Genomic DNA, 22298 nt, shown 5'->3' with positions numbered 1-22298 from the left:
CCGTGACAATGACGTTTTTTGCCGCCTTCTCAAGCGGGATGCGAATTCTACTTTAATCGCATCTGGTGTCAACCTTTTTACTCAAATATTTTAATTTAATATTAGTTCAACACCAATTTACTCTTAAAACTCAAGTAAACCATTACTTAACATTGTAACAATGGCGTTGCTTACTCAATAAGCACGTACATATTTACGATTAAATTTGCATACGTGCTCTCTCTTAAGAGTGGCGCGCATTCTACATTCAAAAGATAAACCGTCAAGTATATTTATAAGAAAATTTGCAAAAATATAGCTTTTGTCTAAAATTCAGCCTTTACTAGCCAAAATTAATAAACTTTTCCTTTAATGGCTTGTTCATCGGCTCAGTAAAATATTAATGTAACTTTTCCCAAGAGCAATGCTCTATTTAAAAACAGATAGGATTTTCCATGTTATCAATCAGATTACCCTTAGCCGTTATTCTGGCTATCATTGTTGGCTTGGCAGCTTTTGCTGTTTCCATTGGCCTGAACCTTAGTGCTTACGAACACTTTGTTTCACCTGTTGCAGTTATTATCTATTTGCTACTACAAATGCTCGCAACTAAATTCACGGTTCCTGCATCTGAAAAGCAAGATGAAGCCGTAAAATCCAGAACGTCTCCATCAAAATCACGGAATACCAATGACGTCATACCTCAATCCAGTGAAGTCAGCACTTTATATGTGGGCAATTTAGCGTATAAGGCGAACGAAATGACAGTAAAGGAGTTGTTTTCTCAATATGGCAATGTGATATCCGTGAGACTTATGAAGGACAAAAAAACAAATCGACGTAAAGGTTTCGGTTTCGTTGAAATCGAAGCTGGCAAAGAAGAGGTTTTCATAAAAGCGCTTAACGATTCAGAATTTATGGACCGCACTCTAAAGGTGCGTCCAGCTAAAGAAAAGTCGGAGTAAGCAAAAAATTAAAGAGCAAACGCGCGTAGGAGCCTACCTACGCGTAGTTATTCAAACTGACTGTTAAACGCGTGGAAACGATTTATTGCTTGCACCAAGTCAGGCACTTGCACGTCCTTCATTTGATTTACAAGTCCGTTGATTATTTCCTTATAGTCGTCCTCGCTTAGCAATATCTCATTTGACGTTCTTGTTACTTCCATCATTCGCGCTACATACTGTGCAACAGCTTTAGGCGACGATGACATTTCCGAACTGGTCAGTTCATTATAGTGTTGTATAGTTCCATACTTATTTGTAGCTTTGTTAAATTCTTTATGCGTCATCTGTGATGCCATAGAATGAAGCTCAGCTTTCGAATATCCCAACTCGCTTGCTTTAATAAATTTGTCTTCCATGTTGTTGCGGTAGAAGCTATTTAACAAACCATCTAATTGATTGATAAAACTGGCAAGTTGCTCGGTTTGGAGTAACTCTTCAGTTTCAGCTCTCAAATCTTTCACACTAAAAGAAATATTTGAATCTTGCGTAGTAAAAATACGGTCGTTGTCAGCTGTATCATTTGCGAAAGCTTTTCCTCCGAAGCTAAGCATCAATTTGCTTCCTGATTTGCTATTTACCTCAACATGTTGATGCTTAGAAGTGCTCACTTCGTCGGAATAGTCGCCTGGTTTACTTGAAAGTCTGGAGATGGCTTCTAATATTGAGGAGTATGCCTCATCAACTTTGGCAATAAAGTCGTCATTTACGATATCTTTTAGTTCGTCTTTTGCCTGTTGAACACCCACGCTCACTCCCGCTTGAGCTTGCGTTTTGAAATATTCCAGTTTGTCTTTGCTCGCACCATCTTTAGCCATTGATGCTAATGACGTTGATACAAAACTGAGCACATTTCCAACAACCGTATCGATATCGAAAAAGGAGTTGCTGTCTTTATCTGCCATGCGAATATTATTCGAAACATCCTTAAAATGCGCTGAGCTATCGCTGGACAAGCGCTTTTCCAGAGAAAAAGAAAGTACTTTAGCAACGACTCTACTGTCAGCCTGGAATGTGTCGTCAGCTTGAGATGCACCGACTTGTGAAAGCTTAGCTTCTTGCTGAGTTTTGAAATCGATAATGTTTTTTGCGTTGACTGAACTCAATTCAGTAAATGCACTCTTTACTTCTACAGTATTCATTTTTGAAACCTCACTAACCTCATCCTCATTATCGGCAGAAACAAAATTTCTTTAATAAAGAGTTGGTAAATTTTTTAAGGAAGCTACAATCACCTCGCTGAATAAGAATGAAAGGTAAGAAGATGAATAATAGTGCGGATTACGAACAACAACTTCGAGTCAAAGAAACTCGCCTAAAACATCTTCTTTCACCAGTTTATGAAGGCAGACTTGACGTATTTCGTTCGCCTGAAAGTTATTACAGAATGCGCGCAGAATTTAGGATATGGCATGAAGGTGATGATACGTTTCATATCATGTTCGACCAGAAGAGCAAACAAAAGTATCGGGTAGACCAGCTTCCAGCGGCCTGTCACCTTATCAACGAAGCCATGAAGGAGCTTTTATCCCTGCTTAAGGGAAATGATGTTTTACGAGCAAAGCTATTTCAAATTGACTACTTGGCTAGCACCAACAACGAGATAGTCATATCGATGCTTTATCATAAGCAACTCAATGAAAGTTGGGAGCAAGAAGCCAGAAAACTCGCACATCGACTAAAGTGTGCCGAAAAAATCCGCATTATTGGAAGAGCAAAAAAACAAAAGCTTATTATTGGCGGTGATTATGTAGATGAAACGCTTTGCGTAAACGGAATTCAATATCGCTTTCGACAAATTGAAAATAGCTTTACCCAGCCAAATGCCTACATCAATCAGTGCATGCTCGAGTGGACATCAAATAATATACAGAGCATAGGTGGTGATTTGCTTGAGCTTTATTGTGGCGCGGGTAATTTTTCGATTCCACTTGCAAAGAATTTTGAGAATGTATTAGGCACTGAAATTTCTAAAACCTCTGTTGATGCAGCTCAGCACAATATTAGCGTAAATAATATAAGCAATTTAAAAATTGCTCGATTAAGCAGTGAAGAATTCACGCAAGCCTTTAATCAAGAAAGAGCGTTTTATCGTCTAAAAGACATTCAACTAGAAGAATACAATTTCTCTACAGTGTTAGTTGATCCTCCTCGCGCAGGAATCGATGACGACACATTGAAGCTAATGTCGCGCTTTGAACATATAGTATATATTTCATGTAACCCCGAAACATTAGCCGATAACCTGACAAAACTAAACAAAACGCATCGGCTTGTCCGCGTCGCTTTATTTGATCAATTTCCGCTGACTGAACATATTGAAAGCGGCGTTATTTTGAAGAAAAATTAGCATGACTTCAGCACTAGCCACAGTGTAAGCAGACTCAACTTTTGTCGCGTTGATGGTAAGAAAATGCACCTAATTGAATAAAGCGCAATTGAATTATTAAACGATTTGCGATGGTTTCTACTGCTGTGGGGTCAGAATCCAGCGCATCTGCTCCTGCACTGAAAACAAGCCTAACCATGGCCTCAGCCTGCATGTGTGCGATATCGGCTGGCAATTGTAAATGAGATTCAACGTAATCTGACAATTCTTCCGTAAAATATTGAATTTCTCGCATAACTGCGGCTCTAAACTCAGCTGATGTGCCTGTATGTTCGCGTAACAACAGTCTGAATACGTTTCGATTCTTTGTAATAAACTCCATAAATGTATGCACAGAGATTGCAATTACACTACCCCCCTTTTGTATGCGTTGGCGCGCTTTTCGCATCAATTGACGAAGCGCTAGCCCTGATTCATCGACTAAGGTTAAGCCTAATTCGTTGATGTCTGCAAAATGTCGGTAGAAAGAAGTGGGGGCGATACCGGCCTCGCGAGCAACTTCACGCAGGCTGATAGCGGTAAAACTCTTGTTTTCATCAAGCAGTGTGAAAGCAGCATCGACAATTTTCTGACGAGTTTGTAGTTTTTGTTGTTGTCGGTTCATTTACGTATGTAAGCAGCGAAGCTGATTTATTAAATATAACACTTGCTTAAAAACATGCGAAACGATAAATTAAGCGTACAGTTGTACGCTGAAACTAAAAAGTGATTATTTGTGAAAAAACCTCCATTAATACCCTTGAATATTTCCGTTTTTCTCATAACAACCTTCATTGCTCTCGTAGCCATGCCATTTTGGGTTGTTTTTAATGGAATTGATCTCATTGAAATTGTGACTGCGCTTGTCCTATTTTTCTTTACTGGTATGTCTATTACCGCTGGCTATCATCGCTTGTGGTCTCATAAAACTTACGATGCTCATCCCATCGTCAAAGTCGTATTAGCGATAGGCGGTGCGATGGCTGTCCAAAACAGTATCTTGCATTGGTCGTCTGATCATCGAGTGCATCATCGACATGTTGATGTAAATGATAAAGACCCCTACAGCGCTAAAAAAGGCTTTTGGTTTTCACATATAGGTTGGATGCTGCGGGAATATCAAGCTGAGCGGTATTCTGATTATTCCAACTGTCGGGATTTACAAAAAGACAAGGTGGTTATGTGGCAACACAATTATTATTTACCCATTGTTTTGATTGCTAACTTCGGTATTACCGGAATATTGGGATGGTTAAATGGCGATGTAATTGGAATGATCTTGATTGCAGGTGTTGCTCGTCTCGTGGCGGTCCATCATGTAACGTTTTTCATCAATTCACTGGCTCACATTTGGGGTAAACGACCCTACACGGATACTAATACGGCCAGAGACAACGGAATACTGGCGTTTTTCACGTTTGGTGAAGGCTATCATAACTACCATCATATCTTTGAGTACGATTATCGAAACGGTATCCATTGGTGGCAATATGATCCGACAAAATGGCTGATAAAGACGCTATCTTGGTTTGGGCTGACATCAAACTTACGCAAAACACCCGAAGAGCGTATTGAAAAAGCTAAGCTTCAAATGCAGTTGAAATACGCTAAACGTACTTTAGTGAATTTGCCTAATGCAGATGAAGTCGTGGCGCGAGTGCAAAAGGAATATGATTTGCTCGTGCACAAAATGTCGGAATACTACAGCGCGAAGAAAAAGCTAATGGCTGATAAAAGAAAGGACATTCAAGCTTCAGTGGATAAGCTGGAAATTGACTTCAAGTATAAAGAATTGAAGCAAGCCTTCATGCTCCAACGAGAAAAATGGCATTCACTTTATGAATACTACATGACGCCAGTAAGTGCCTGACTTTTTCAGACATAAAAAAACCTCTCACGTGAGAGGTTTTTTTAAATTAACTATAAATTACATGCTTATTGATTGTTTAACTTCTCTAAACGTGCCAGATACGCATCTTTATGAGCGACAATCTCTATATCAAGCGTTTTTGGATTAATTGTCATCGTCGCCATTGCGTTGTCAGTATTTGCTGACTGCTCAAACAAGGTGTTTTGAGTCGCCAAAAAAGAATCGTTATTTTCAATTTTAGTACTCATGCAGGACGAATTGATCTCAAAGGTGGATTTGTCCATGCAAGAAAAACTGTTGTCGTTTTCTGCGCTAGGTTGAGCAGCATTTGCCCCGAAACAGGCCAAAGCACAAATTGCGATTGTTAACTTTTTCATATTATCTCCTAGCTAAAACTTTGGTCAATATATACTCAAACACCAACAATGTCAATATGGATCATATAAATGTGACAGTTATATGACAAAAGAATGAAAATTAGATTACAGGTGATATATCGTAAAATGACTGGGATTCTTTAGCGATAAATAGGTGAAATCAATGAACAAGCCGTTGAGAAAGTGAGTGGTATCAAATACCGTCGCCATCTCCGAATTCATGCAAGCCACATTCTCGCTTGAGCCCAAAGAATCGTGTATCCTGTTCGCTCATTCCTTCTTCCAACGCAACCGTTGTGTGCCAGTCACCTATTGAGACGTAACCTTTTTCCCAAAGTGGATGATAGGGCAAGTCATGTTTTTTGAGATAATTATGTAAGGCTTTATTAGAATAATCGGCAATTGGGTGAACTTTGAATTGATCACCCTGCATTTGTACATATGACAAACTCTGGCGACTGTCAGATTGAGAGCGCCTCAAACCAGCAAACCATGTACCAGCATTTAAATCTTTTAACGCCTGCCTCATTGGCGCAACTTTGTTCAAATTGTTGTATTGACTCAGGCCATCAACTCCTTTTTCCCAAAGTTGACCATAGCGCGCTTCTTGCCAGGCTGGCGATATATTCGCGCGATACACCTTTAAATTGAGCTTCAGTTTCTCAGTAAGTTCGTCAATAAATCGATAAGTTTCAGGAAACAAATAGCCTGTATCTGTCAGTACAACAGGAATATTTGGCGCTATTTGTGTTAGCAGATGCAGCATCACCGCAGATTGTGCACCAAAGCTTGATGATACAATATGTTCGCCAGGAAGATGAGATAAGGCCCACTCCACTCGCTTATGAGCATCAAGTTTGAGCAATCGGGAATTAATTTCGCCTAAATCAATGTCCACCCTGCTTTGCGAACTTCTACTTTCAGCCAAGTTCGTCATAAAAATCTCTCGCTGAATCAACAACCGGCTTTATGATGTTTGCTCTTATTACAAAATCACCAAAAGCCTCTTGTTCGTTGCGCTCTTTTGCCCATCGACCAATGAGCTCATCGAGTATGGCCATAATTTCTGTATCACTGATATTTTCTTTATACATTCTAGGAATGCGAGTGCCTTCTCGGTTGCCCCCTAAATGAAGGTTGTATTTATTTGGTCCTTTCCCGACTAAGCCAATTTCAGCCAACATAGCTCTGCCACATCCGTTGGGGCAGCCGGTTATACGATAAATTACGCTTTCGTTTTCCAAGCCATGTTTGGCCAGCATTGCTTCTATTTCAGTAACTGCACTGGGCAAATAGCGCTCTGCTTCAGCCATTGCAAGCGGGCACGTCGGTAAAGATACACAGGCCATGGAATCTAATCGCTGTTGACTGACTGACGCTTCAATCAAACCATGAGAACGAGCGAGCTTTTCTATCTCCGGCTTATCCTCAGGTGCAACGCCAGCAATAATCAGGTTTTGATTTGCAGTTAATCTGAAATCGCCTTTGTGGATTTTAGCAATTTCCCTACAGCCGGTTTTTAAAGGCTTATTCGGAAAGTCCAGTATACGACCATTTTCTATGAATACAGTTAAATGATATTTTCCATCTATCCCTTCAACCCAACCGAAGCGATCGCCGCGAGACGTAAACTCATAAGGTCGACTTTCTTCAAATTTTACATTGGCTCTCTTTTCAACTTCGGCTTTAAAATTCTCAACACCCACTCGCTCGAGCGTGTATTTGGTTTTTGCATTCTTACGGTTGACTCGATTGCCCCAGTCTCGCTGCGTTGATACTACAGCAGCGGCTACATCAAGTGTCTTGTCTAAAGGAATGTAGCCAAAATCATCAGCTTTTCGAGGGTAAGTGGATTTATCACCGTGCGTCATGGCCAGACCGCCACCTACCAATACATTAAAACCAACAAGTTTGTTGTTTTCTGCAATCGCTACAAAATTTAAATCATTGGCATGCACATCCACATCATTTTGAGGAGGGATGACAACCGTTGTTTTGAATTTACGAGGCAGATAGTTTTCACCTAAAATGGGCTCTTTCTCTTGAGTCGTATCGACTTTCTCCCCGTCTAACCAAATTTCAGCATACGCATTCGTTTTCGGAAGCAAGTGCTCACTGATTTTTGCTGCCCACTCCCACGCTTGCTGATGAACTTCTGATTCAATAGGATTAGATGTACACAACACATTCCGATTCACATCACCCGCTGTAGCAATCGAGTCGATACCTGTTGCATTAAGCGTTTGATGCATAGATTTAATATGCGGTTTCAATACACCATGAAATTGAAAAGTCTGTCGTGTGGTTAGACGTATGCTGCCGTAAAGCGTGTGATCTTGAGCAAATTTATCAATCACTAGCCATTGTTCAGGCCTTATCACACCGCCTGGCAGTCGTGCGCGAAGCATCACATTATGAAGTGGCTCAAGTTTCTGTTTTTGACGTTCTGCACGAATGTCTCTGTCGTCTTGCTGATACATTCCGTGAAAACGTATTAATTGAAAGTTATCAGCCGTAAAACCACCCGTCACATCATCTGACAAATCTTGAGTAATGGTGCCTCGTAAATGCTTGCTCTCAGCCTTTAACCGCTCATTATCTGACAGTTTACCTTCTACAATAAATTGCTTGTCTTCACTCATTAGTAAACATCCTTCTGATAACGTTTTGCTTTACGTAGCCCAAGCAGATATTGCTTCGCTTCTGCCTCGGTTTTATTGCCATACTTTTCAATAATTTGTAGTAATGCTGCTTCTACATCTTTGGCCATGCGCATGGCATCCCCGCAAACGTAGAAGTGTGCGCCAGACTCAAGCCAGTCAAAGAGTTCTTTTCCATTTTCAAGCATTCGGTCTTGCACATAGATTTTGTTAGCTTGGTCGCGTGAAAATGCAAGACTAATTTTGCTGAGTAATCCTGATTTCAGATAGCTTTGCCATTCAGTTTGATACAAAAAATCCTGCGTAAAACTGGGATTGCCAAAAAACAACCAGTTTTTACCTTTAGCTTCCTTTACATCTCGTTCTTGCATAAAAGCTCTAAACGGCGCAATACCTGTCCCCGGACCTACCATTATGATTGCTGTATCGTCATCGCTGGGAAGTCTAAAATTATCATTTGATTCAGCATACACCTTGATCTGACCACCTTGTGCCAAGTGTTCGCATAAAAAGCCTGATGCGCCGCCTTGGTGCCTGAATCCAAAAGCATCGTAATCAACATGAGCAACCGTCAGGTGTACTTCGTCCTCAACTTCTAATTGACTTGATGCTATAGAGTAAAGTCTTGGCGTTAAAGGTCGAAGTGCATTCACTAGATCCTGTGGCGCGATATTTTCAGGAAACTGCTCAACAATATCGATTATTTGTCGCTCTTCTAAGAATGCGCGAAGCGCTGCCTTATCTTCCAAAAGCGCTTTAAGCGCTTCATTTTTGCTCGCTTCTTGATAGGCTTTAACAAATCCGGGGTAACTAAGGGTAAGTTCCAACTTTTCAGAAAGCGCTTGCTGTAAACTCAGACTTTCATCATTAATAGTTACCTGCGCTTCACCATCATTTGACGTTGCGTGCAGTACTCTTGCAACTGCATTTTCACTATTTACAAAGTAAACGCCCAAGGCATCTCCAGGTTGATACCTGATCCCCGAATCTTCAAGCGAAATTTCAATATGACGGATATCTTTGACGGAATCACGTCCGGTAATTTTTATGCTCTCGGTCAGTGTAGCTAAAAAAGGATGTTGCTTTGTATAAACTGAGGTTGAAACCGCTTCTGCCACCGCAGAGGGTGCGGGCATTGAAACGTCTGCCGTCAGGGCGCTTGATAATATATCATTAAGTTTTTCTGACCAAGCAGCAAGCTCTGCTTCAAATTCAACATCACAGTCGAGCCGATCGATAACTGCTTTCGCACCAAGTGCAGACAATCGCTTATCAAAATCTTTACCCGTTTGACAGAAAAACTCATAGCTCGTATCGCCTAAGCCAACGACAGCATAGTTTAGATTGGGCAGCTTAGGTGCTTTTTTACTGGCTAAAAATTCGTGAAGCTCAACCGCATCATCGGGCGCATCCCCTTCTCCATGCGTGCTAACAAAAATTACCAAGTGAGACTCATCTTTCAGTTTTCTAGGCTTATAATCAGCCATACTGACGACGTTTGTACTAAATCCCTTTGCTTTAGCTGACTCACCATAGGCAATGGCGGAATGTTTGGCATTTCCGGTTTGTGAGCCATATAAAATTGTCAAGGTAGGCGCTTCTTTCGCCCCAACAGGCGAAAGGTCAGCGAGCGCTTGGGACGAAGCAACTTGTGACAAGCCTGCCAAATACCCGCTTGCCCAAACAAGCTGGTCGCGGTTAAAACCTGCAACAGCAGCGCTAAGTTGTGAAAGCTGCGCCTCGCCTAAAAGCGAGATAGCTGTTCTATCTTCAGATGACGCCATTAAAAAAAACCGTTGGTTTACTAACTAATGCAGTAAGACTAACGGCTTTTCTCAATAACTTGAAAGAATTAAAACTAATTTTTTATATTCTTTTTAACTGAAAGCTTTTAGAAATGAAATTCCAAACCAATAAATGCCCCTTCAAATTCAAGGTCAGCATAAATATCATCAAGATCTTCCAATTCCAATGATGTCACTCTATATCCGGCCTGTATAGTCATATCAATAGCCAGGCTTTCAATGAAATTATAAGTAATTGCGGCTTGATAATCCGTAAAGGTATTATCGTCAATCGACAGGAAATTACCTTCGGCGTAGGCGCCTAAGCCAGTCAGGGGTAGCCCTACTGCGACTCGACCATATGCCATAGGAATTATCTCATCAAACGATTCCATGCTCGTTTGTTGCGTATCTGCATCAGTGACTACAATATCCCCGTCTACCTGCTTACCACTTATACCTATATCAAGGCTGATTAAATCGTTATCTAATATTTCGTAGTATAAGATTAAATCTGTAGTGGTTAAGTCTGCTGTGGTAGTGAGTCGTGAATTTTGGACAAATACTTCATCACCAAAGGTAAAAGTACCACTTAAGGTCGTGACACCCGCAGTATCTAAGGTCGTTCTGGCAATTTTTACATTGGGTACAAGCGGGATTGGATGCTCCAATGCCGCGTAAAAGCTACTGTTTGTTTCGTCTTCGAAATTAAAATCAGCAAGCGCTTCGTTCGCTGCAAATCCGCCTTCCGTTTCCATATTCCAAGCTTGAGCACCCACGTATAGGCCAAGCACAGTATCGGCTGTCGCTGGCGCGGCAACTGCCGTCGCAAGCATACAAGCGATGAGTGTTTTTTTCATTTTGTTATCCCTGATTAAGTAGTTCAGATAGCTCTATTAGAGCTGCATTAGCGCGCGAGATATAATTTGCCATGACCAACGAATGATTCGCGACAAATCCAAATCCGCTCCCATTCAATATAACGGGGCTATACACAGGATCTTGAGTAGATTCTAATTCGCGAATGATTTGCTGGAGACTTATTTTTGCATTCTTCTTGCGTAACACATCGTCAAAGTCTTTCTCAATAGCTTTTAAGAAGTGTAGCAAAGCCCAGGTCGCTCCGCGAGCCTCATAAAAGTTATCGTCCAGTTTAAACCAACTGGTTTTGTTATTAACTCTGTTTGCCTGTGGTGTCGACTGTCGAGCTGCGTTGTCGCCAGCGAGTTCAGTGTTAATGGATTCTGTACCTACACTTGCACCTAAGCGTTGAGATAAGCTGCCAAGGCGTTTTTCAATTTGTTTCAAATAATCTCGTAAATTGTCAGCTCGGGCATAAAACTGACTATTACTGTTATTTAAACTGCTTAATTCTGAACGGTAAATTAAGAGGTTATCAATCGCTTTTTCATATTCACCCTCAGATGAAGGCAATAACCAACGTTCGCTATCTATGTTAAGACTGGTTTGCGCCTTTACCAATTGTGGATTTTCAAGAGATTGCGATTGAGAGCGACTAAGATCTTTACGCATCGCCAATGCCAGGTCTCGACTCATTTCAAGCACACCTAACTCCCAGCTTGGTATATTGTCCATCAACACCCCGGGAGGTAGTACATCGTTAGACAAGTAACCACCAGACTTGTTGAGCATAGTATCAAGCACCTCAATCAAAGCAGTAGTTGTTGTATAACCAACTACTACGCGTTCTGATTGAGTATCAGCATTAAGGCGTGCTCGTTCCTGCACATCAAAGGGGTCTGGCTCAAATCCCCACCAAAATCCTACCAGCCCGATTAATAGCATAATCGCTAAAATTATCGCCGAGATACTTTTAGTATTTATACTCATAGCTAATCCATTTTCGATAAAACATTTTTTTAGTGTACCTATGTCTTAGGCGCTTGTCTCTATCGACAGCGTAATAAAAGGATAGCTAAAACATAGGCTAAGGCCGTTGCCATCGGAAAAAACAGCATACTTAAGATGGCCAGCCCTCTCACAACCCACAGATTCACAGAAAAATGTCGAGCAACACCTGCACACACTCCAGAAATCATGGCTTTACTTACGTCTCTAAATAGTCTGTTTTGGTTTATGACGGTTCTCATTACTTTTTCCTACTTCATTAATGGTCAGATTTAAGCAGCTTTAGATGGGATAGCAGCATAATGCATGCTGCACTCCCTACATAAAACAATACGGGCGACAATAACAGGCTTAACAAATTCACTTGAATCAACATAACAAAATCCTTCTTTGCATATCTCAACACGATAGATAAAAATGAATTAGTCGCGCTTTACAAGCTTAACGTTTACTTCTTCGCCTTTTTGACTCGCTTTCACATCGGTAATCGTCACCTTGGTAGCAGGAAGATCTTCGATGCTAATTGCGTTACCAGAGCGCAATATATTTGTTTCAATCTGGTTATCAATTTCAGTGGCAGCAGAGCTCACCGCTTGTTTAATCATTGCGCTTAATATTTGATTCACGCCAGAATCTTGAGCGAGGCTTGGTGCAGAAACTGAAGCAGTGATAATAGCGGCTGTAGCGATAAATGTGCGTTTGATGTTCATAACAATTCCCTAAATAAATTTACGAAAACAATGCGTACCACTTGCATTATTGAAGGCCACCATTGACCTTGAAAACTACTTAGCGATTCTTATGCCAAAAAAGACAAATTTATTTTATATCAATAAAAACAGTGACTTATATATTTTACATCAAAATTTGCGAAGAAAGCTCAATGCAGAGATTGAGCATTTTAAATTTTTGACTAAATTAATTAGTCAATTTGACTAAATTTTAGTGATCGATTTTGTGCATCCTTTACCACGTCGAATGCTTCAAGCAACAAATCAGGGTTATTGTGTTTACCAGTGCCATTCTGACTGAGATATCTCCGCCACAATTTTCCACCTGCCTGGCCTTGAAATAAACCCAACATATGGCGGGCAATGTGCCAAACTCTGACATTGCGTTTGTGCATATCTCGAATATAGTGAGTCATTTTGATTACTATTTGCTCTCTTGTCACATCATCGCTTGCTGATGAAGCGAATATGCTTGAATCAACCTGCTGCAAAATAAAAGGATTGCTATATGCTTCCCTCCCCATCATGACCCCATCAACATATTTAAGATGAGTTAGCGCATCCTCTAGTGTTTTTATTCCACCATTTATACTGATTTGCAAATCAGGGTTGTCTTGCTTAAGACGATAAACTCTTTCATAGTTTAGTGGCGGGATGTCGCGATTTTCTTTTGGGCTCAAACCCTGAAGCCACGCCTTTCTGGCATGTACGATAATATGCTTTACACCTGCCTGAATCACAGGCGATACAAATTCATCAAGCCCAGTTTGTTCATCCATGTCATCAATACCGATGCGACACTTAACAGTAACAGGGATATCAACCTCTTTTTGCATTTCAACGATGCATCTTGCTACTGTTTGAGGCTCTGCCATTAGGCAGGCCCCAAAACTGCCATTTTTAACACGGTCAGATGGGCAGCCTACATTGATATTGATTTCATCATAGCCTCGTTCTTGCGCGATAGCGGCACATTTTGCCATATCATCAGGATTGCTGCCGCCTAACTGAAGAGCGAGAGGATGTTCTGCCTGATTAAAGCCTAAATAGTCACCTTTGCCATAAATTATTGCGCCAGTGGTCACCATTTCGGTGTAAAGCATCGAACGCTGTGTCAACAAGCGCATAAAAAAACGACAGTGACGGTCTGTCCAATCCAGCATGGGAGCCACTGAAAAACGATGAGGGGAGTTTGATTGTATGTTCATTAATGCTCTATGAAATTCGATTGCATTGTTTTAAACGCTACATGATAGCATTTGGTGGGAGTGATGACATCGAATGAACCGCGTTAGACACCCTTTGTGTTCATAATTACTAAACCGAAAAATTCGCGCTTACTCATTGTTTGTATAAAAGCCGCCAAATAACGATTCAGACTTCACTATTTGAAAATCGTTAATAAGCATGCATAATAAATTGTTTATATTCGTCAAGTAAAGGCATAACAAGCCACTGTCTTCGCTTTTTAAACGTAGTAATGTAGTTACGTAACCGTGACGCTTTTTATTGAATAAATAAGGGTTAAATGAAGGACAGGGATTTAATAATAAAGCGACGGCAACAAAGCACTGAGTCGACCTTTTTTGCTTTGCCTAATCTTTTTTATGGTCTCCACTTTGGCATTCTCGGTGGGCTGGTTAATGCATTTTTAGGCTTAACATTCTTTGCCAACTACACCTTATATTTTGGTCAAATTTTCGTTTTACTTTGTTTAGTGATTCGTGGCATTAATTCCGCCATGGTAGCAGTGGCTATTTCTGCATTAGTCACTTCGATATATGCAAGCGATCCCTATCTGATTATTATTCTGGCAATGGAAATCATCTGCGTTCACGTGCTGTTAAAGCGTGGGTTTTTTCTATTGCAATCAGTCATGCTTTACTGGCTTGCTATTGGTATACCGCTGCTGCTTACTTTAAGTGCATTGACCAAAAGCACTGATCTGCAAATTCTTTTCATCAATGGATTTACGCGAGCAATTAACAGTTTAATTTGCGTTTCAGTTGCATCAATCATTTACTGGCTTTTGCCGCGAAATATTTTGCAAAGTGCCTATATGAAGCGCCCTCCGAAACTTGCTTCGCTCATCTTTTCATTAAGTATGCTAACGGTAACCTTACCGGCACTGTTGATATCCCTGTTTTTTATTTATCAAGCATCCAATCAAAATGAGCGAGCTATTGAGCAGAGCCTGAAATTGGCGAACGAGCAAATCACACATGCTGTTTTGCAGGGCGTAAACGATCTCAAGCTCAGTTTAACGCAGGTTGCTAAATTTTTGGCAGATACTGACAACCTGCCTGCTACGCAGCAGTTGATTTCGAATATTGACAACCAGCCCCACTTACTAATCGGGACTTATATTGTTGGTCAATCGAATAATTTTGTGGCGACAGGCCCCTCAGCTACTGCGCATAAGCTTTTAAATGTAAGAGACCGAGTTGCTATGATAAATACCCCGGCCTTTGAAGAAGCCAGAAACTTAAGAAAAACAACCCTAAGCAGTGAGCTTGTGCGTCTTTCAGACGAGTCTTTTGCTGTTTTTGTTTATGCCCCTATATTTAACACCACTGGCTATAAAGGAATGATAATTGGAGCAATCCAGTTTAATTCCTACGCTCAGTTAATTGATGAGCAACTAAACCCCACGATTGCATATGTTGTGACCGATGCATCTGATAAAGCCATCGTAAGTAATTTTTCTGAGATTGCTCGCGGTCAGGCTATTGAACTTTTACCTCATTCATATCCCCTGATTTCTTCAGTTCCAACCATCATGTTTGATGAAGAGGAATATTTGGTTAAACAGACAACGCTTGATTCTGACTGGAAGATACTTGCACTCTCTTCACCAAAGCTCGCGACACAAGAAATGATGCATCATTTTTTTATCCTCATGGTGTGCTCGATTTTACTATTGGTTTTCTTTGGATTTATCGCGAAGCAACTGGCTCGCAAAATTACCCAGCCACTGGAGCAAATCGCAACGCATTTTCCAGATAAATCAATAAGCCTTGAAATTATGGAAGATGCCAAAGTGAGCGAAGAAATTGTACAGTTAGCAGATAGGCTCACAAGTTCACATGCGCTAATGAATGATTTTCATGAACAGTTGCAGGAACAAGTAGAAAGCAAAACCCGACAACTTAAACAACTAAATAAAGAGTTATACTCACTTGCACAAAAAGATGGCTTAACCCAACTGCTGAATCGTGCCGGCTTCAATCGATTTGCGCTTACTTCCTATCGTAATTGCGTACGTAACCACATTAAAATGTCAATCATTTTGATTGATATTGACCATTTCAAGCGTATTAATGATAGTCATGGACACTTGTTTGGTGATAAATGCATAATATCGGTATCGCGCGTTTTGCAGCAATACTGTAAGCGCGATACTGATATCATTGGACGGTTTGGTGGAGAAGAATTTATCATCATGATCAATGGTGGTGAAATTGATGAACACCGAGAAAGAATACAGCTTATTAAGGACTGCATTGCTCAAACGGATTTTCGCCACAATAAAGAAGTGATAAAAATAACAGTAAGCGCTGGCATGTTCAGCGTAGAAAAAGACTTCAGTATTGACTTTGAATCAATGATTAAACTCGCAGATGACCAGCTTTATTTAAGCAAACGTACCGGAAGAAACAAAATTAGTACCCTTGTACGTTAAATGCATAGTACACTTAATATATGATGTGTAGTCAGTAGTACTATAAAAATAAGTTCCAAGCATTAAAGTGGACTGCGAATGACCGTAAGCAAGCAACCGTCGTTAATCGAGTATTGTCAAAGATGTTTATTTTTGTCGATGCTTGCGCTTGTTTGTAACCTCTTTCTTCCCGTTTCGCTTATCGGAGAAGCCAAACTGAGCTTTGGTAGTATCTTCGTATTATTGTCGATAGTGATTTTACCAACCAAGTTTGCGCTATTTGTTCTTTTTTCGAGTATCTTGAGTTTATGGCTTGCGGGTCAAAATCATATCTTTATTATTGCTCACGCCCTGGAAATTACCATTATTGCGCTTATTATTTATCGCAATGTTTTCATCATGATCGCCGCTTTTGGATATTGGTTGTGCATCGGCATGCCGTTTATTTGGTTAATGTGCAATGTATCTCCGCCTTATCTAAAAGAAATAAGTTTGCTCGTGAGCATCCAGTACGGACTTAACGGGCTACTTTGCGCGGCAATTGCAGCATCTATTCTGGCAGTGATGCCATCAGATTATAAACAGTCAGAGTTTGTTGCCAAAGAGCATCGTTTGTCTTCAAACATTTTTGCAATTTGCGCAAGTGTGCTAGTTGTGCCTATTTTGATTATCTCATTTTTATTTATAGGCAACAGCTCAAACGAGCATGAGGAACTGTGGGTAGATAAAATTAAATCAGATGCTGGCCATATTTCACAGCTTACCAATGCATTTATTGACGAGCATAAATTGATCGTTGAGCAAGTTGCGGCCCTTTTAAGAAATGGAACAGAGTTTTCAAAGGTGCAACAGTTTATGTTGGACTCACAAGTATCCCACCCGGCTTTTTTTAACATCACAGTTACTGACGAGCGAGGTCAATTCCTGTATTTTGCTCCAGAAAAATACAATAGCGAAATTGCCCGCCTGCCTCCCGAGCTCCAAACCGTATCCGATCGTAATTATTTTAATGCTGCGCGTAATTCAGGTGAAACATTTATATCAAACACCTTGCTTAGCAGGGGAGTTGTTGTTGCTCCGATGGTGTCGATTGCTGCTCCAATTATCACGGATGGTGAATTTAAAGGTATTGTATTTGGTGCAATTAACCTAGACGCGATTAAAAACTTTCGGATCCAGTTAGAGCAGTTGTTGGATAAGCAAAAAATCATTATTACCGATGCTGCCAATTTAACTATTTATGCATCAAAAAGTATGCAAACAGATCCCTTATCCGTCTTTTTGCCGATGCCTACCTACAATTATATTGTGAGTGAGCTCCCAGTACTTGTTTATGAAGATGTGCATTACGTATATCACCGCGAACAAACGAGCTATGGCTGGAAAGTTTATGTCCTTACCGAGTCTGCCTATTTCTCAAATGCAATCAGAGACTACTTTGTCATCGCCGGAATTAGCCTGGCTATCGTTATTGCAATATTTTTATTATTTGCGCACAAGATGGCGCATAGAATCACCGCTCCGCTTATTGCGCTTCTTGAGTCTGACCAGGCAGAAATCGACGCGATTGCTTCTTATCCAAACAGTAAGGAGTTTTCAGACGTAGCCAATAAACTGAAACGCACTCAGTTTTTAATGCGTAATTTCGAGAACAGACTCAAGCAACAGGTCAATGAGAAAACAGAGCAACTTGAACAGTTAAATCTTCAGCTCGCCGCACAAGCACGAGAAGACGGCATGACGCAACTACTCAATCGAAGCGGATTTGACGAGCTTGCCAGAAACGCCATTAAAACAAGCTATCGTCTGGGACAAGCCTTTAGTTTGGCATTGCTTGATATTGACCACTTCAAACAAGTTAACGACACACACGGTCACCTGTTTGGCGATAAGTGCCTGCAAGCCTTCTCGGCACTTATGCAGCGAAATTGCAAACGTGACACGGATATTATTGGCCGTTATGGCGGAGAAGAATTTATCATTTTAATGTCGGGTAAGAATATTCATGCGCACCATCAATTAATGCAAAATATTCATCATCAAACCAATCAAATTCGCCTGAAACCAGCTAATTCGGATGAGTCGGTGTCATTTTCTGTCAGTATTGGGATCTGTAGTGTACTTGGGAATGTTAATCTGGAGCTACAAGATATTGTGCGTTTGGCAGATGAAGAGCTTTACAAATGTAAACGCGGTGGACGAAATCAAATATCCGTTGTGACTGTAGGGTACACCAACACCTAGAGTGAACAGGCATTTGTCGATCGACACTAAATATGACAGTCTCGGCATAATGAGTATAATCCCCTCACTTTACTTACAATTCGACTGAAAAATTTAAAGCATGAAGTCTCTTTTTCACTTATTTAATGGCGCTATTTCTGTGTTGCTCTACTTTTTAAACACAGTCATTTTGTGTTTACCTCTTTTATTTTTTTCTCTATTGAAGCTGATCCCAATCACTACATGGCGCCGATGGATGTCTAAAGTGGTCGACGGAATCGCTACACTTTGGATATCGATAAACAACCTTAATCAAAAAATCTTTTCTAGAACCCATTTTGTTTATCGAGGCGAAAGGGATATTTCTGTAAAAGAATGGTATCTGGTTATTGCAAACCATCAGTCTTGGGTAGACATTCTTGCTCTGCAGCGCGTGTTTAATCGCAAAATTCCTTTTCTAAAATTCTTTTTAAAGAAAAATCTCATCTATGTGCCCTTTCTTGGTTTGGCCTGGTGGGCGCTCGACTTTCCATTTATGCAACGCTACAGCAGAGCTTTTTTGGAAAAATATCCGCATTTAAAAGGAAAAGATTTAGAAACCACAAAAAAGGCATGTGAAAAATTTGAATTCAAGCCTGTCAGTATCACTAACTTTGTTGAAGGCACACGCTTTGACACGCGTAAAGTAAAACCAGATAGCGAGTTTAAGCACTTACTTACTCCCAAATCGGGCGGTATCGCTTTTGTACTTAACGCGATGGGTGAACGGCTCACCAAACTGATAAATGTCACAATTTACTACCCCAAAGGGATCCCGACTTACTGGGATTTTGTCAGCGGAAAAGTGAAGGATATTGTCGTAGATGTTGAAACAATAGATGTTCAGGCTTTGCTATCAAGTGGCGTGTACAGTGATAGATATTTTACTGACGATCAACAAAAACGCATATTTCAAGAGTGGATCAACGGATTATGGCGTAATAAAGATAAAAAACTCGAAACACTATCAAAGGAGTGGCATAGTTAATGACCATGCTCAGAAGTATCCTAATATTTCCCATTCACCTAAGTTTTCAGCTTATTAATCTCGGATTTTGGGGCAGTTTAGTCATTGTTTTCGGCTTAATTAAATTGCTTATTCCTTTCGCAGCATTTAGAAACTTTCTCTTATCCATCATGCATCGAATGTATTTTTCGTTTGGTATTTTAAGCGTTGCGTTCATAAAGATGTTTAATCGCATCGAAATACGCATTGAAATAGACAAGGCTTTATCAAAAGATAAGTGGTATCTGATTACGGCAAATCACATAAGCTATCTGGATATTATTTTGATGATAGATTTTTGCGCCCCTCGCATTCCGCCTCCTAAATTTTTTCTGAAAAAGGAATTGATATGGCTTCCCTTTGTCGGAATCGGCGCCTGGGCGCTTGATATGCCTTTTATGCGTCGCTATTCCCGCGAGTTTGTGGCTAAGAACCCGCACCTACGCGGAAAGGATATCGAAACGACTAAGCATTACTGTGAACGGTATATAGATAAACCGACCACTGTTATCAATTTTGTGGAAGGCACTCGTTTTACCCTCGAAAAACATGCAAAACGAAAAAGCCCTTTTTCGCATTTAATGCGTCCTAAAGCAGGAGGGATTGCTTTTACCTTATCTGCGATGGGAAATTTATTCAGCAATATTCTCGACATTACGATAGCTTATCCTAACTCCCGTCATCCAATGATGGACATGCTAAGCGGTCGAATGACTAAAATCATTATCGATGTAACCACCTTGCCCGTCACACAGGAGCTCATTGGTGATTATTTCAATGATGAGCATTTTCAAGCACGTTTTCAAACATGGATAAATACCTTGTGGGAAAAGAAAAATGCGCGGATGCGCGCCTGGATGAATTAGTATGGCAGCATTAAGTAATACAACGGCAGAAACAAAAGCACATTTAAGTGAGCTGATATCCGAATTTGCTCAATATATTGGTGTAGAGTCCCAATCAGGTGACTTGCTTCATCAGTGGATAGGACTTGGCATGCTCGCAAGTGCCGCAATTCTTGCTTGGGTAGTAGCACTATTTATTCTGCGTTTTAAAGTTGCACGCCTAGTCAGCTTTTCAAAATCTCAATGGGACGACAATTTACAAGATGCGGGCGTTTTCAGACGCTTGGCATTTTTGACACCTGGCCTGGTTTTGTACTTTGGTAAAGACATTCTATTAGTGCCCGAAAGCCGCATGTATGAAATGGTCAATACATTGAGTATTTTACACATTATGTTGGTGGTTTATAGCATACTTCAAGCAGCCCTTACCGCAGTAGGAACAATCTATAAGTCGACACGGTTTGCCAAAAAAGCGCCAATAACCGGCTTTATACAGGTTGGCAGGCTGTTATTTACTCTTGCACTAATTTTTCTGATCATTTCGCTTTTGCTGGGCAAGAGTCCAATTTATCTATTATCGGGATTAACTGCGATAGCAGCCGTTTTACTATTGGTGTTTAAAGACACCATTTTAGGCTTTGTTGCTGGAATTCAAATTGCAGCGAATCGCATGTTTAATACCGGTGATTGGATACAAATGCCAAAGTACGAAGTTGATGGCGAAATACTAGAAATCGGACTTACTGTGGTCAAGGTGCAAAACTGGGACAAAACCATCTCCACCCTCCCCTCATACAGTTTGATAACTGAAGCGGTAAAAAATTGGCGAGGAATGAGTGAGTCTGGTGGCAGAAGGATTAAACGAGCGGTGCAAATTGATATGCAAAGTATAAAGTTTGCAAGTGCCGAAGACTTGGGCCGATGGCAAAAAATTGCAATCTTGCAAGCCTACTTAGAAAGTAAAAAACTTGCTTTAGAAGAAGATAGTAAAGTCCTGAGTGCAAAGCAACTGGATATTATTAACGCGCGAAAACTAACTAATATCGGTACATTTAGGGCCTATATTCAGGCATATTTGAGTCAGCATCCTGACGTTCACAAAGGCCTAACCTGCATGGTTAGGCAGCTACCGCCAAAAGATAACGGTTTACCTATCGAAATTTATTGCTTTAGCAGAATTCAGGATTGGGTGCGATATGAAGGGATTCAAGCGGATATATTCGATCATGTTTTATCGATGCTACCCATATTTGGCTTACGCGCCTATCAACGGATCACTAACTTACAAAATGATCCTCAGGCGTCTTATTTATCACAAGGAATTGCTTCAAAAGAATAATAGCAATTGATGTAACAAAAAGCCGACCACTTCACACATGGTCGGCTTCTCACATCATCTGTAAATCAACTCATAGCGTATGCAAGCAGCCCTGTGATTGCCAAGCCTGTTACACCAAAAAAACCGTACTCAATGCGCTCTTGAAGCGCTTCTTTACCCGATTTACTTGTGGTTAAGCTCATCACGATACAGCTCAACCCTAAAACAAGCGCTACCATCAAAGCACCAAACTTAAGCATGCTAATTATTTCGTTCATTATTGACCTGTTAATTGCCTGAGATTATCAAAACGGCGCATATTATGCCCTAAACAAGAATAAAGGACTATGCTACCAAGGTCTTTTTTCATACTTTAGTGATCATGGTCAATAAGACACAATCATGAAAATTTCGCCAAAATATGGAATTTCTGACGATCTACAGAATCTAATCAACTATATCTAATTGATAATCAACAACTTTTTATTTGGCCTATGTTTTGCTATGTGATTTGTGAAAAGTATTAGGACATGCTTTATGAAAATCGCTGCTATAAGGTAATTT

The 22298-nt window shown here is 40.5% G+C and carries 20 protein-coding genes; 8 read left to right on the top strand and 12 right to left on the bottom strand.

Going from position 1 to position 22298, the window contains the following annotated elements; genetic code table 11:
* Positions 1–434 precede the first annotated feature (434 nt).
* A complete protein-coding gene (locus D6V41_RS16605) occupies positions 435–944 on the top strand; it encodes an RNA-binding protein (RefSeq protein ID WP_179952567.1) in 510 nt (169 codons plus the stop codon).
* 47 nt (positions 945–991) lie between these two features.
* Here the strand turns inward: D6V41_RS16605 and D6V41_RS16600 are convergent, their stop codons facing one another.
* On the bottom strand, positions 992–2125 hold the full coding sequence (locus D6V41_RS16600) for a DUF5610 domain-containing protein (RefSeq protein WP_136252663.1): 1134 nt from the start codon (positions 2123–2125) through the stop codon (positions 992–994).
* 122 nt (positions 2126–2247) lie between these two features.
* Here D6V41_RS16600 and trmA point away from each other — a divergent pair, with 122 nt between their 5' ends.
* Complete coding sequence (gene trmA, locus D6V41_RS16595) at positions 2248–3333, top strand: tRNA (uridine(54)-C5)-methyltransferase TrmA (protein ID WP_421907897.1); 1086 nt, start codon at positions 2248–2250, stop codon at positions 3331–3333.
* A gap of 34 nt (positions 3334–3367) precedes the next feature.
* On the opposite strand, the gene fabR is transcribed toward trmA, so the two are convergent.
* Positions 3368–3976: an HTH-type transcriptional repressor FabR gene (fabR, locus tag D6V41_RS16590; protein ID WP_136252661.1), complete on the bottom strand. Its 609-nt coding sequence runs from the start codon at positions 3974–3976 to the stop codon at positions 3368–3370.
* A gap of 111 nt (positions 3977–4087) precedes the next feature.
* Here fabR and D6V41_RS16585 point away from each other — a divergent pair, with 111 nt between their 5' ends.
* Entirely contained in the window at positions 4088–5221 is a 1134-nt protein-coding gene (locus D6V41_RS16585) for an acyl-CoA desaturase (RefSeq protein ID WP_136252660.1), read from the top strand.
* A 65-nt stretch (positions 5222–5286) separates the two neighbouring features.
* Here the strand turns inward: D6V41_RS16585 and D6V41_RS16580 are convergent, their stop codons facing one another.
* From D6V41_RS16580 to dusA, 9 genes are all read right to left on the bottom strand, one after another.
* On the bottom strand, positions 5287–5598 hold the full coding sequence (locus D6V41_RS16580; protein WP_136252659.1) for a pyridine nucleotide transhydrogenase: 312 nt from the start codon (positions 5596–5598) through the stop codon (positions 5287–5289).
* A 193-nt stretch (positions 5599–5791) separates the two neighbouring features.
* Positions 5792–6535, bottom strand: a complete 744-nt coding sequence (locus tag D6V41_RS16575; protein ID WP_136252658.1) for a phosphoadenylyl-sulfate reductase — start codon at positions 6533–6535, stop codon at positions 5792–5794.
* Entirely contained in the window at positions 6519–8240 is a 1722-nt protein-coding gene (cysI, locus tag D6V41_RS16570) for an assimilatory sulfite reductase (NADPH) hemoprotein subunit (RefSeq protein WP_136252657.1), read from the bottom strand. Before cysI ends, D6V41_RS16575 begins: the two co-directional genes overlap by 17 nt.
* The gene (locus D6V41_RS16565) at positions 8240–10042 is read right to left on the bottom strand and encodes an assimilatory sulfite reductase (NADPH) flavoprotein subunit (protein ID WP_136252656.1); all 1803 of its coding nucleotides are present in this window, start codon (positions 10040–10042) and stop codon (positions 8240–8242) included. The genes cysI and D6V41_RS16565 overlap by 1 nt, the downstream gene beginning before the upstream one ends.
* Positions 10043–10149: 107 nt before the next feature.
* Positions 10150–10902 carry a TIGR04219 family outer membrane beta-barrel protein gene (locus tag D6V41_RS16560; RefSeq protein WP_136252655.1) on the bottom strand — a complete coding sequence of 251 codons (753 nt, stop codon included), beginning with the start codon at positions 10900–10902 and terminating at the stop codon, positions 10150–10152.
* A 4-nt stretch (positions 10903–10906) separates the two neighbouring features.
* Positions 10907–11893 (bottom strand): DUF2333 family protein, encoded by a 987-nt coding sequence (locus D6V41_RS16555; RefSeq protein WP_136252654.1) that lies wholly within the window; start codon positions 11891–11893, stop codon positions 10907–10909.
* Between the two features lie 59 nt (positions 11894–11952).
* Positions 11953–12153 (bottom strand): PspC domain-containing protein, encoded by a 201-nt coding sequence (locus D6V41_RS16550; RefSeq protein ID WP_136252653.1) that lies wholly within the window; start codon positions 12151–12153, stop codon positions 11953–11955.
* A 180-nt stretch (positions 12154–12333) separates the two neighbouring features.
* The gene (locus tag D6V41_RS16545; RefSeq protein ID WP_136252652.1) at positions 12334–12621 is read right to left on the bottom strand and encodes a hypothetical protein; all 288 of its coding nucleotides are present in this window, start codon (positions 12619–12621) and stop codon (positions 12334–12336) included.
* A gap of 212 nt (positions 12622–12833) precedes the next feature.
* Positions 12834–13850, bottom strand: coding sequence for a tRNA dihydrouridine(20/20a) synthase DusA (gene dusA, locus D6V41_RS16540; RefSeq protein ID WP_136252651.1), 1017 nt, complete (start codon positions 13848–13850; stop codon positions 12834–12836).
* A gap of 320 nt (positions 13851–14170) precedes the next feature.
* Here dusA and D6V41_RS16535 point away from each other — a divergent pair, with 320 nt between their 5' ends.
* The 5 genes from D6V41_RS16535 (at position 14171) to D6V41_RS16515 (ending at position 21755) form a co-directional block, all read left to right on the top strand.
* Positions 14171–16324, top strand: a complete 2154-nt coding sequence (locus D6V41_RS16535; protein ID WP_136252650.1) for a GGDEF domain-containing protein — start codon at positions 14171–14173, stop codon at positions 16322–16324.
* A 78-nt stretch (positions 16325–16402) separates the two neighbouring features.
* Positions 16403–18547, top strand: coding sequence for a sensor domain-containing diguanylate cyclase (locus D6V41_RS16530; RefSeq protein ID WP_136252649.1), 2145 nt, complete (start codon positions 16403–16405; stop codon positions 18545–18547).
* A gap of 100 nt (positions 18548–18647) precedes the next feature.
* The gene (locus D6V41_RS16525; protein ID WP_136252648.1) at positions 18648–19553 is read left to right on the top strand and encodes an acyltransferase; all 906 of its coding nucleotides are present in this window, start codon (positions 18648–18650) and stop codon (positions 19551–19553) included.
* A gap of 5 nt (positions 19554–19558) precedes the next feature.
* Positions 19559–20437, top strand: coding sequence for an acyltransferase (locus D6V41_RS16520; protein ID WP_136252675.1), 879 nt, complete (start codon positions 19559–19561; stop codon positions 20435–20437).
* A gap of 1 nt (position 20438) precedes the next feature.
* Positions 20439–21755: a mechanosensitive ion channel family protein gene (locus D6V41_RS16515; protein WP_136252647.1), complete on the top strand. Its 1317-nt coding sequence runs from the start codon at positions 20439–20441 to the stop codon at positions 21753–21755.
* 65 nt (positions 21756–21820) lie between these two features.
* Here D6V41_RS16515 and D6V41_RS16510 read toward each other — a convergent pair whose 3' ends face one another.
* Positions 21821–22012, bottom strand: a complete 192-nt coding sequence (locus D6V41_RS16510; RefSeq protein ID WP_136252646.1) for a hypothetical protein — start codon at positions 22010–22012, stop codon at positions 21821–21823.
* Between the last annotated feature and the right edge of the window lie 286 nt (positions 22013–22298).

The sequence above is a fragment of the Ningiella ruwaisensis genome (genome assembly GCF_004798935.1).
GTDB lineage: Bacteria > Pseudomonadota > Gammaproteobacteria > Enterobacterales > Alteromonadaceae > Glaciecola > Glaciecola ruwaisensis.
Note: the sequence above shows the minus strand (reverse complement) of the source record. Positions and strands in the feature narration are given on the sequence as shown.

Excerpts from the sequence above, each read along its gene's own strand:
- D6V41_RS16605 (WP_179952567.1), top strand. The coding sequence starts at position 435 with ATGTTATCAATCAGATTACCCTTAGCCGTTATTCTGGCTATCATTGTT.
- D6V41_RS16600 (WP_136252663.1), bottom strand. The coding sequence starts at position 2,125 with ATGAATACTGTAGAAGTAAAGAGTGCATTTACTGAATTGAGTTCAGTC.
- trmA (WP_421907897.1), top strand. The coding sequence starts at position 2,248 with ATGAATAATAGTGCGGATTACGAACAACAACTTCGAGTCAAAGAAACT.
- fabR (WP_136252661.1), bottom strand. The coding sequence starts at position 3,976 with ATGAACCGACAACAACAAAAACTACAAACTCGTCAGAAAATTGTCGAT.
- D6V41_RS16580 (WP_136252659.1), bottom strand. The coding sequence starts at position 5,598 with ATGAAAAAGTTAACAATCGCAATTTGTGCTTTGGCCTGTTTCGGGGCA.
- D6V41_RS16575 (WP_136252658.1), bottom strand. The coding sequence starts at position 6,535 with ATGACGAACTTGGCTGAAAGTAGAAGTTCGCAAAGCAGGGTGGACATT.
- cysI (WP_136252657.1), bottom strand. The coding sequence starts at position 8,240 with ATGAGTGAAGACAAGCAATTTATTGTAGAAGGTAAACTGTCAGATAAT.
- D6V41_RS16565 (WP_136252656.1), bottom strand. The coding sequence starts at position 10,042 with ATGGCGTCATCTGAAGATAGAACAGCTATCTCGCTTTTAGGCGAGGCG.
- D6V41_RS16560 (WP_136252655.1), bottom strand. The coding sequence starts at position 10,902 with ATGAAAAAAACACTCATCGCTTGTATGCTTGCGACGGCAGTTGCCGCG.
- D6V41_RS16555 (WP_136252654.1), bottom strand. The coding sequence starts at position 11,893 with ATGAGTATAAATACTAAAAGTATCTCGGCGATAATTTTAGCGATTATG.
- D6V41_RS16550 (WP_136252653.1), bottom strand. The coding sequence starts at position 12,153 with ATGAGAACCGTCATAAACCAAAACAGACTATTTAGAGACGTAAGTAAA.
- D6V41_RS16545 (WP_136252652.1), bottom strand. The coding sequence starts at position 12,621 with ATGAACATCAAACGCACATTTATCGCTACAGCCGCTATTATCACTGCT.
- dusA (WP_136252651.1), bottom strand. The coding sequence starts at position 13,850 with ATGAACATACAATCAAACTCCCCTCATCGTTTTTCAGTGGCTCCCATG.
- D6V41_RS16535 (WP_136252650.1), top strand. The coding sequence starts at position 14,171 with ATGAAGGACAGGGATTTAATAATAAAGCGACGGCAACAAAGCACTGAG.
- D6V41_RS16530 (WP_136252649.1), top strand. The coding sequence starts at position 16,403 with ATGACCGTAAGCAAGCAACCGTCGTTAATCGAGTATTGTCAAAGATGT.
- D6V41_RS16525 (WP_136252648.1), top strand. The coding sequence starts at position 18,648 with ATGAAGTCTCTTTTTCACTTATTTAATGGCGCTATTTCTGTGTTGCTC.
- D6V41_RS16520 (WP_136252675.1), top strand. The coding sequence starts at position 19,559 with ATGCTCAGAAGTATCCTAATATTTCCCATTCACCTAAGTTTTCAGCTT.
- D6V41_RS16515 (WP_136252647.1), top strand. The coding sequence starts at position 20,439 with ATGGCAGCATTAAGTAATACAACGGCAGAAACAAAAGCACATTTAAGT.
- D6V41_RS16510 (WP_136252646.1), bottom strand. The coding sequence starts at position 22,012 with ATGAACGAAATAATTAGCATGCTTAAGTTTGGTGCTTTGATGGTAGCG.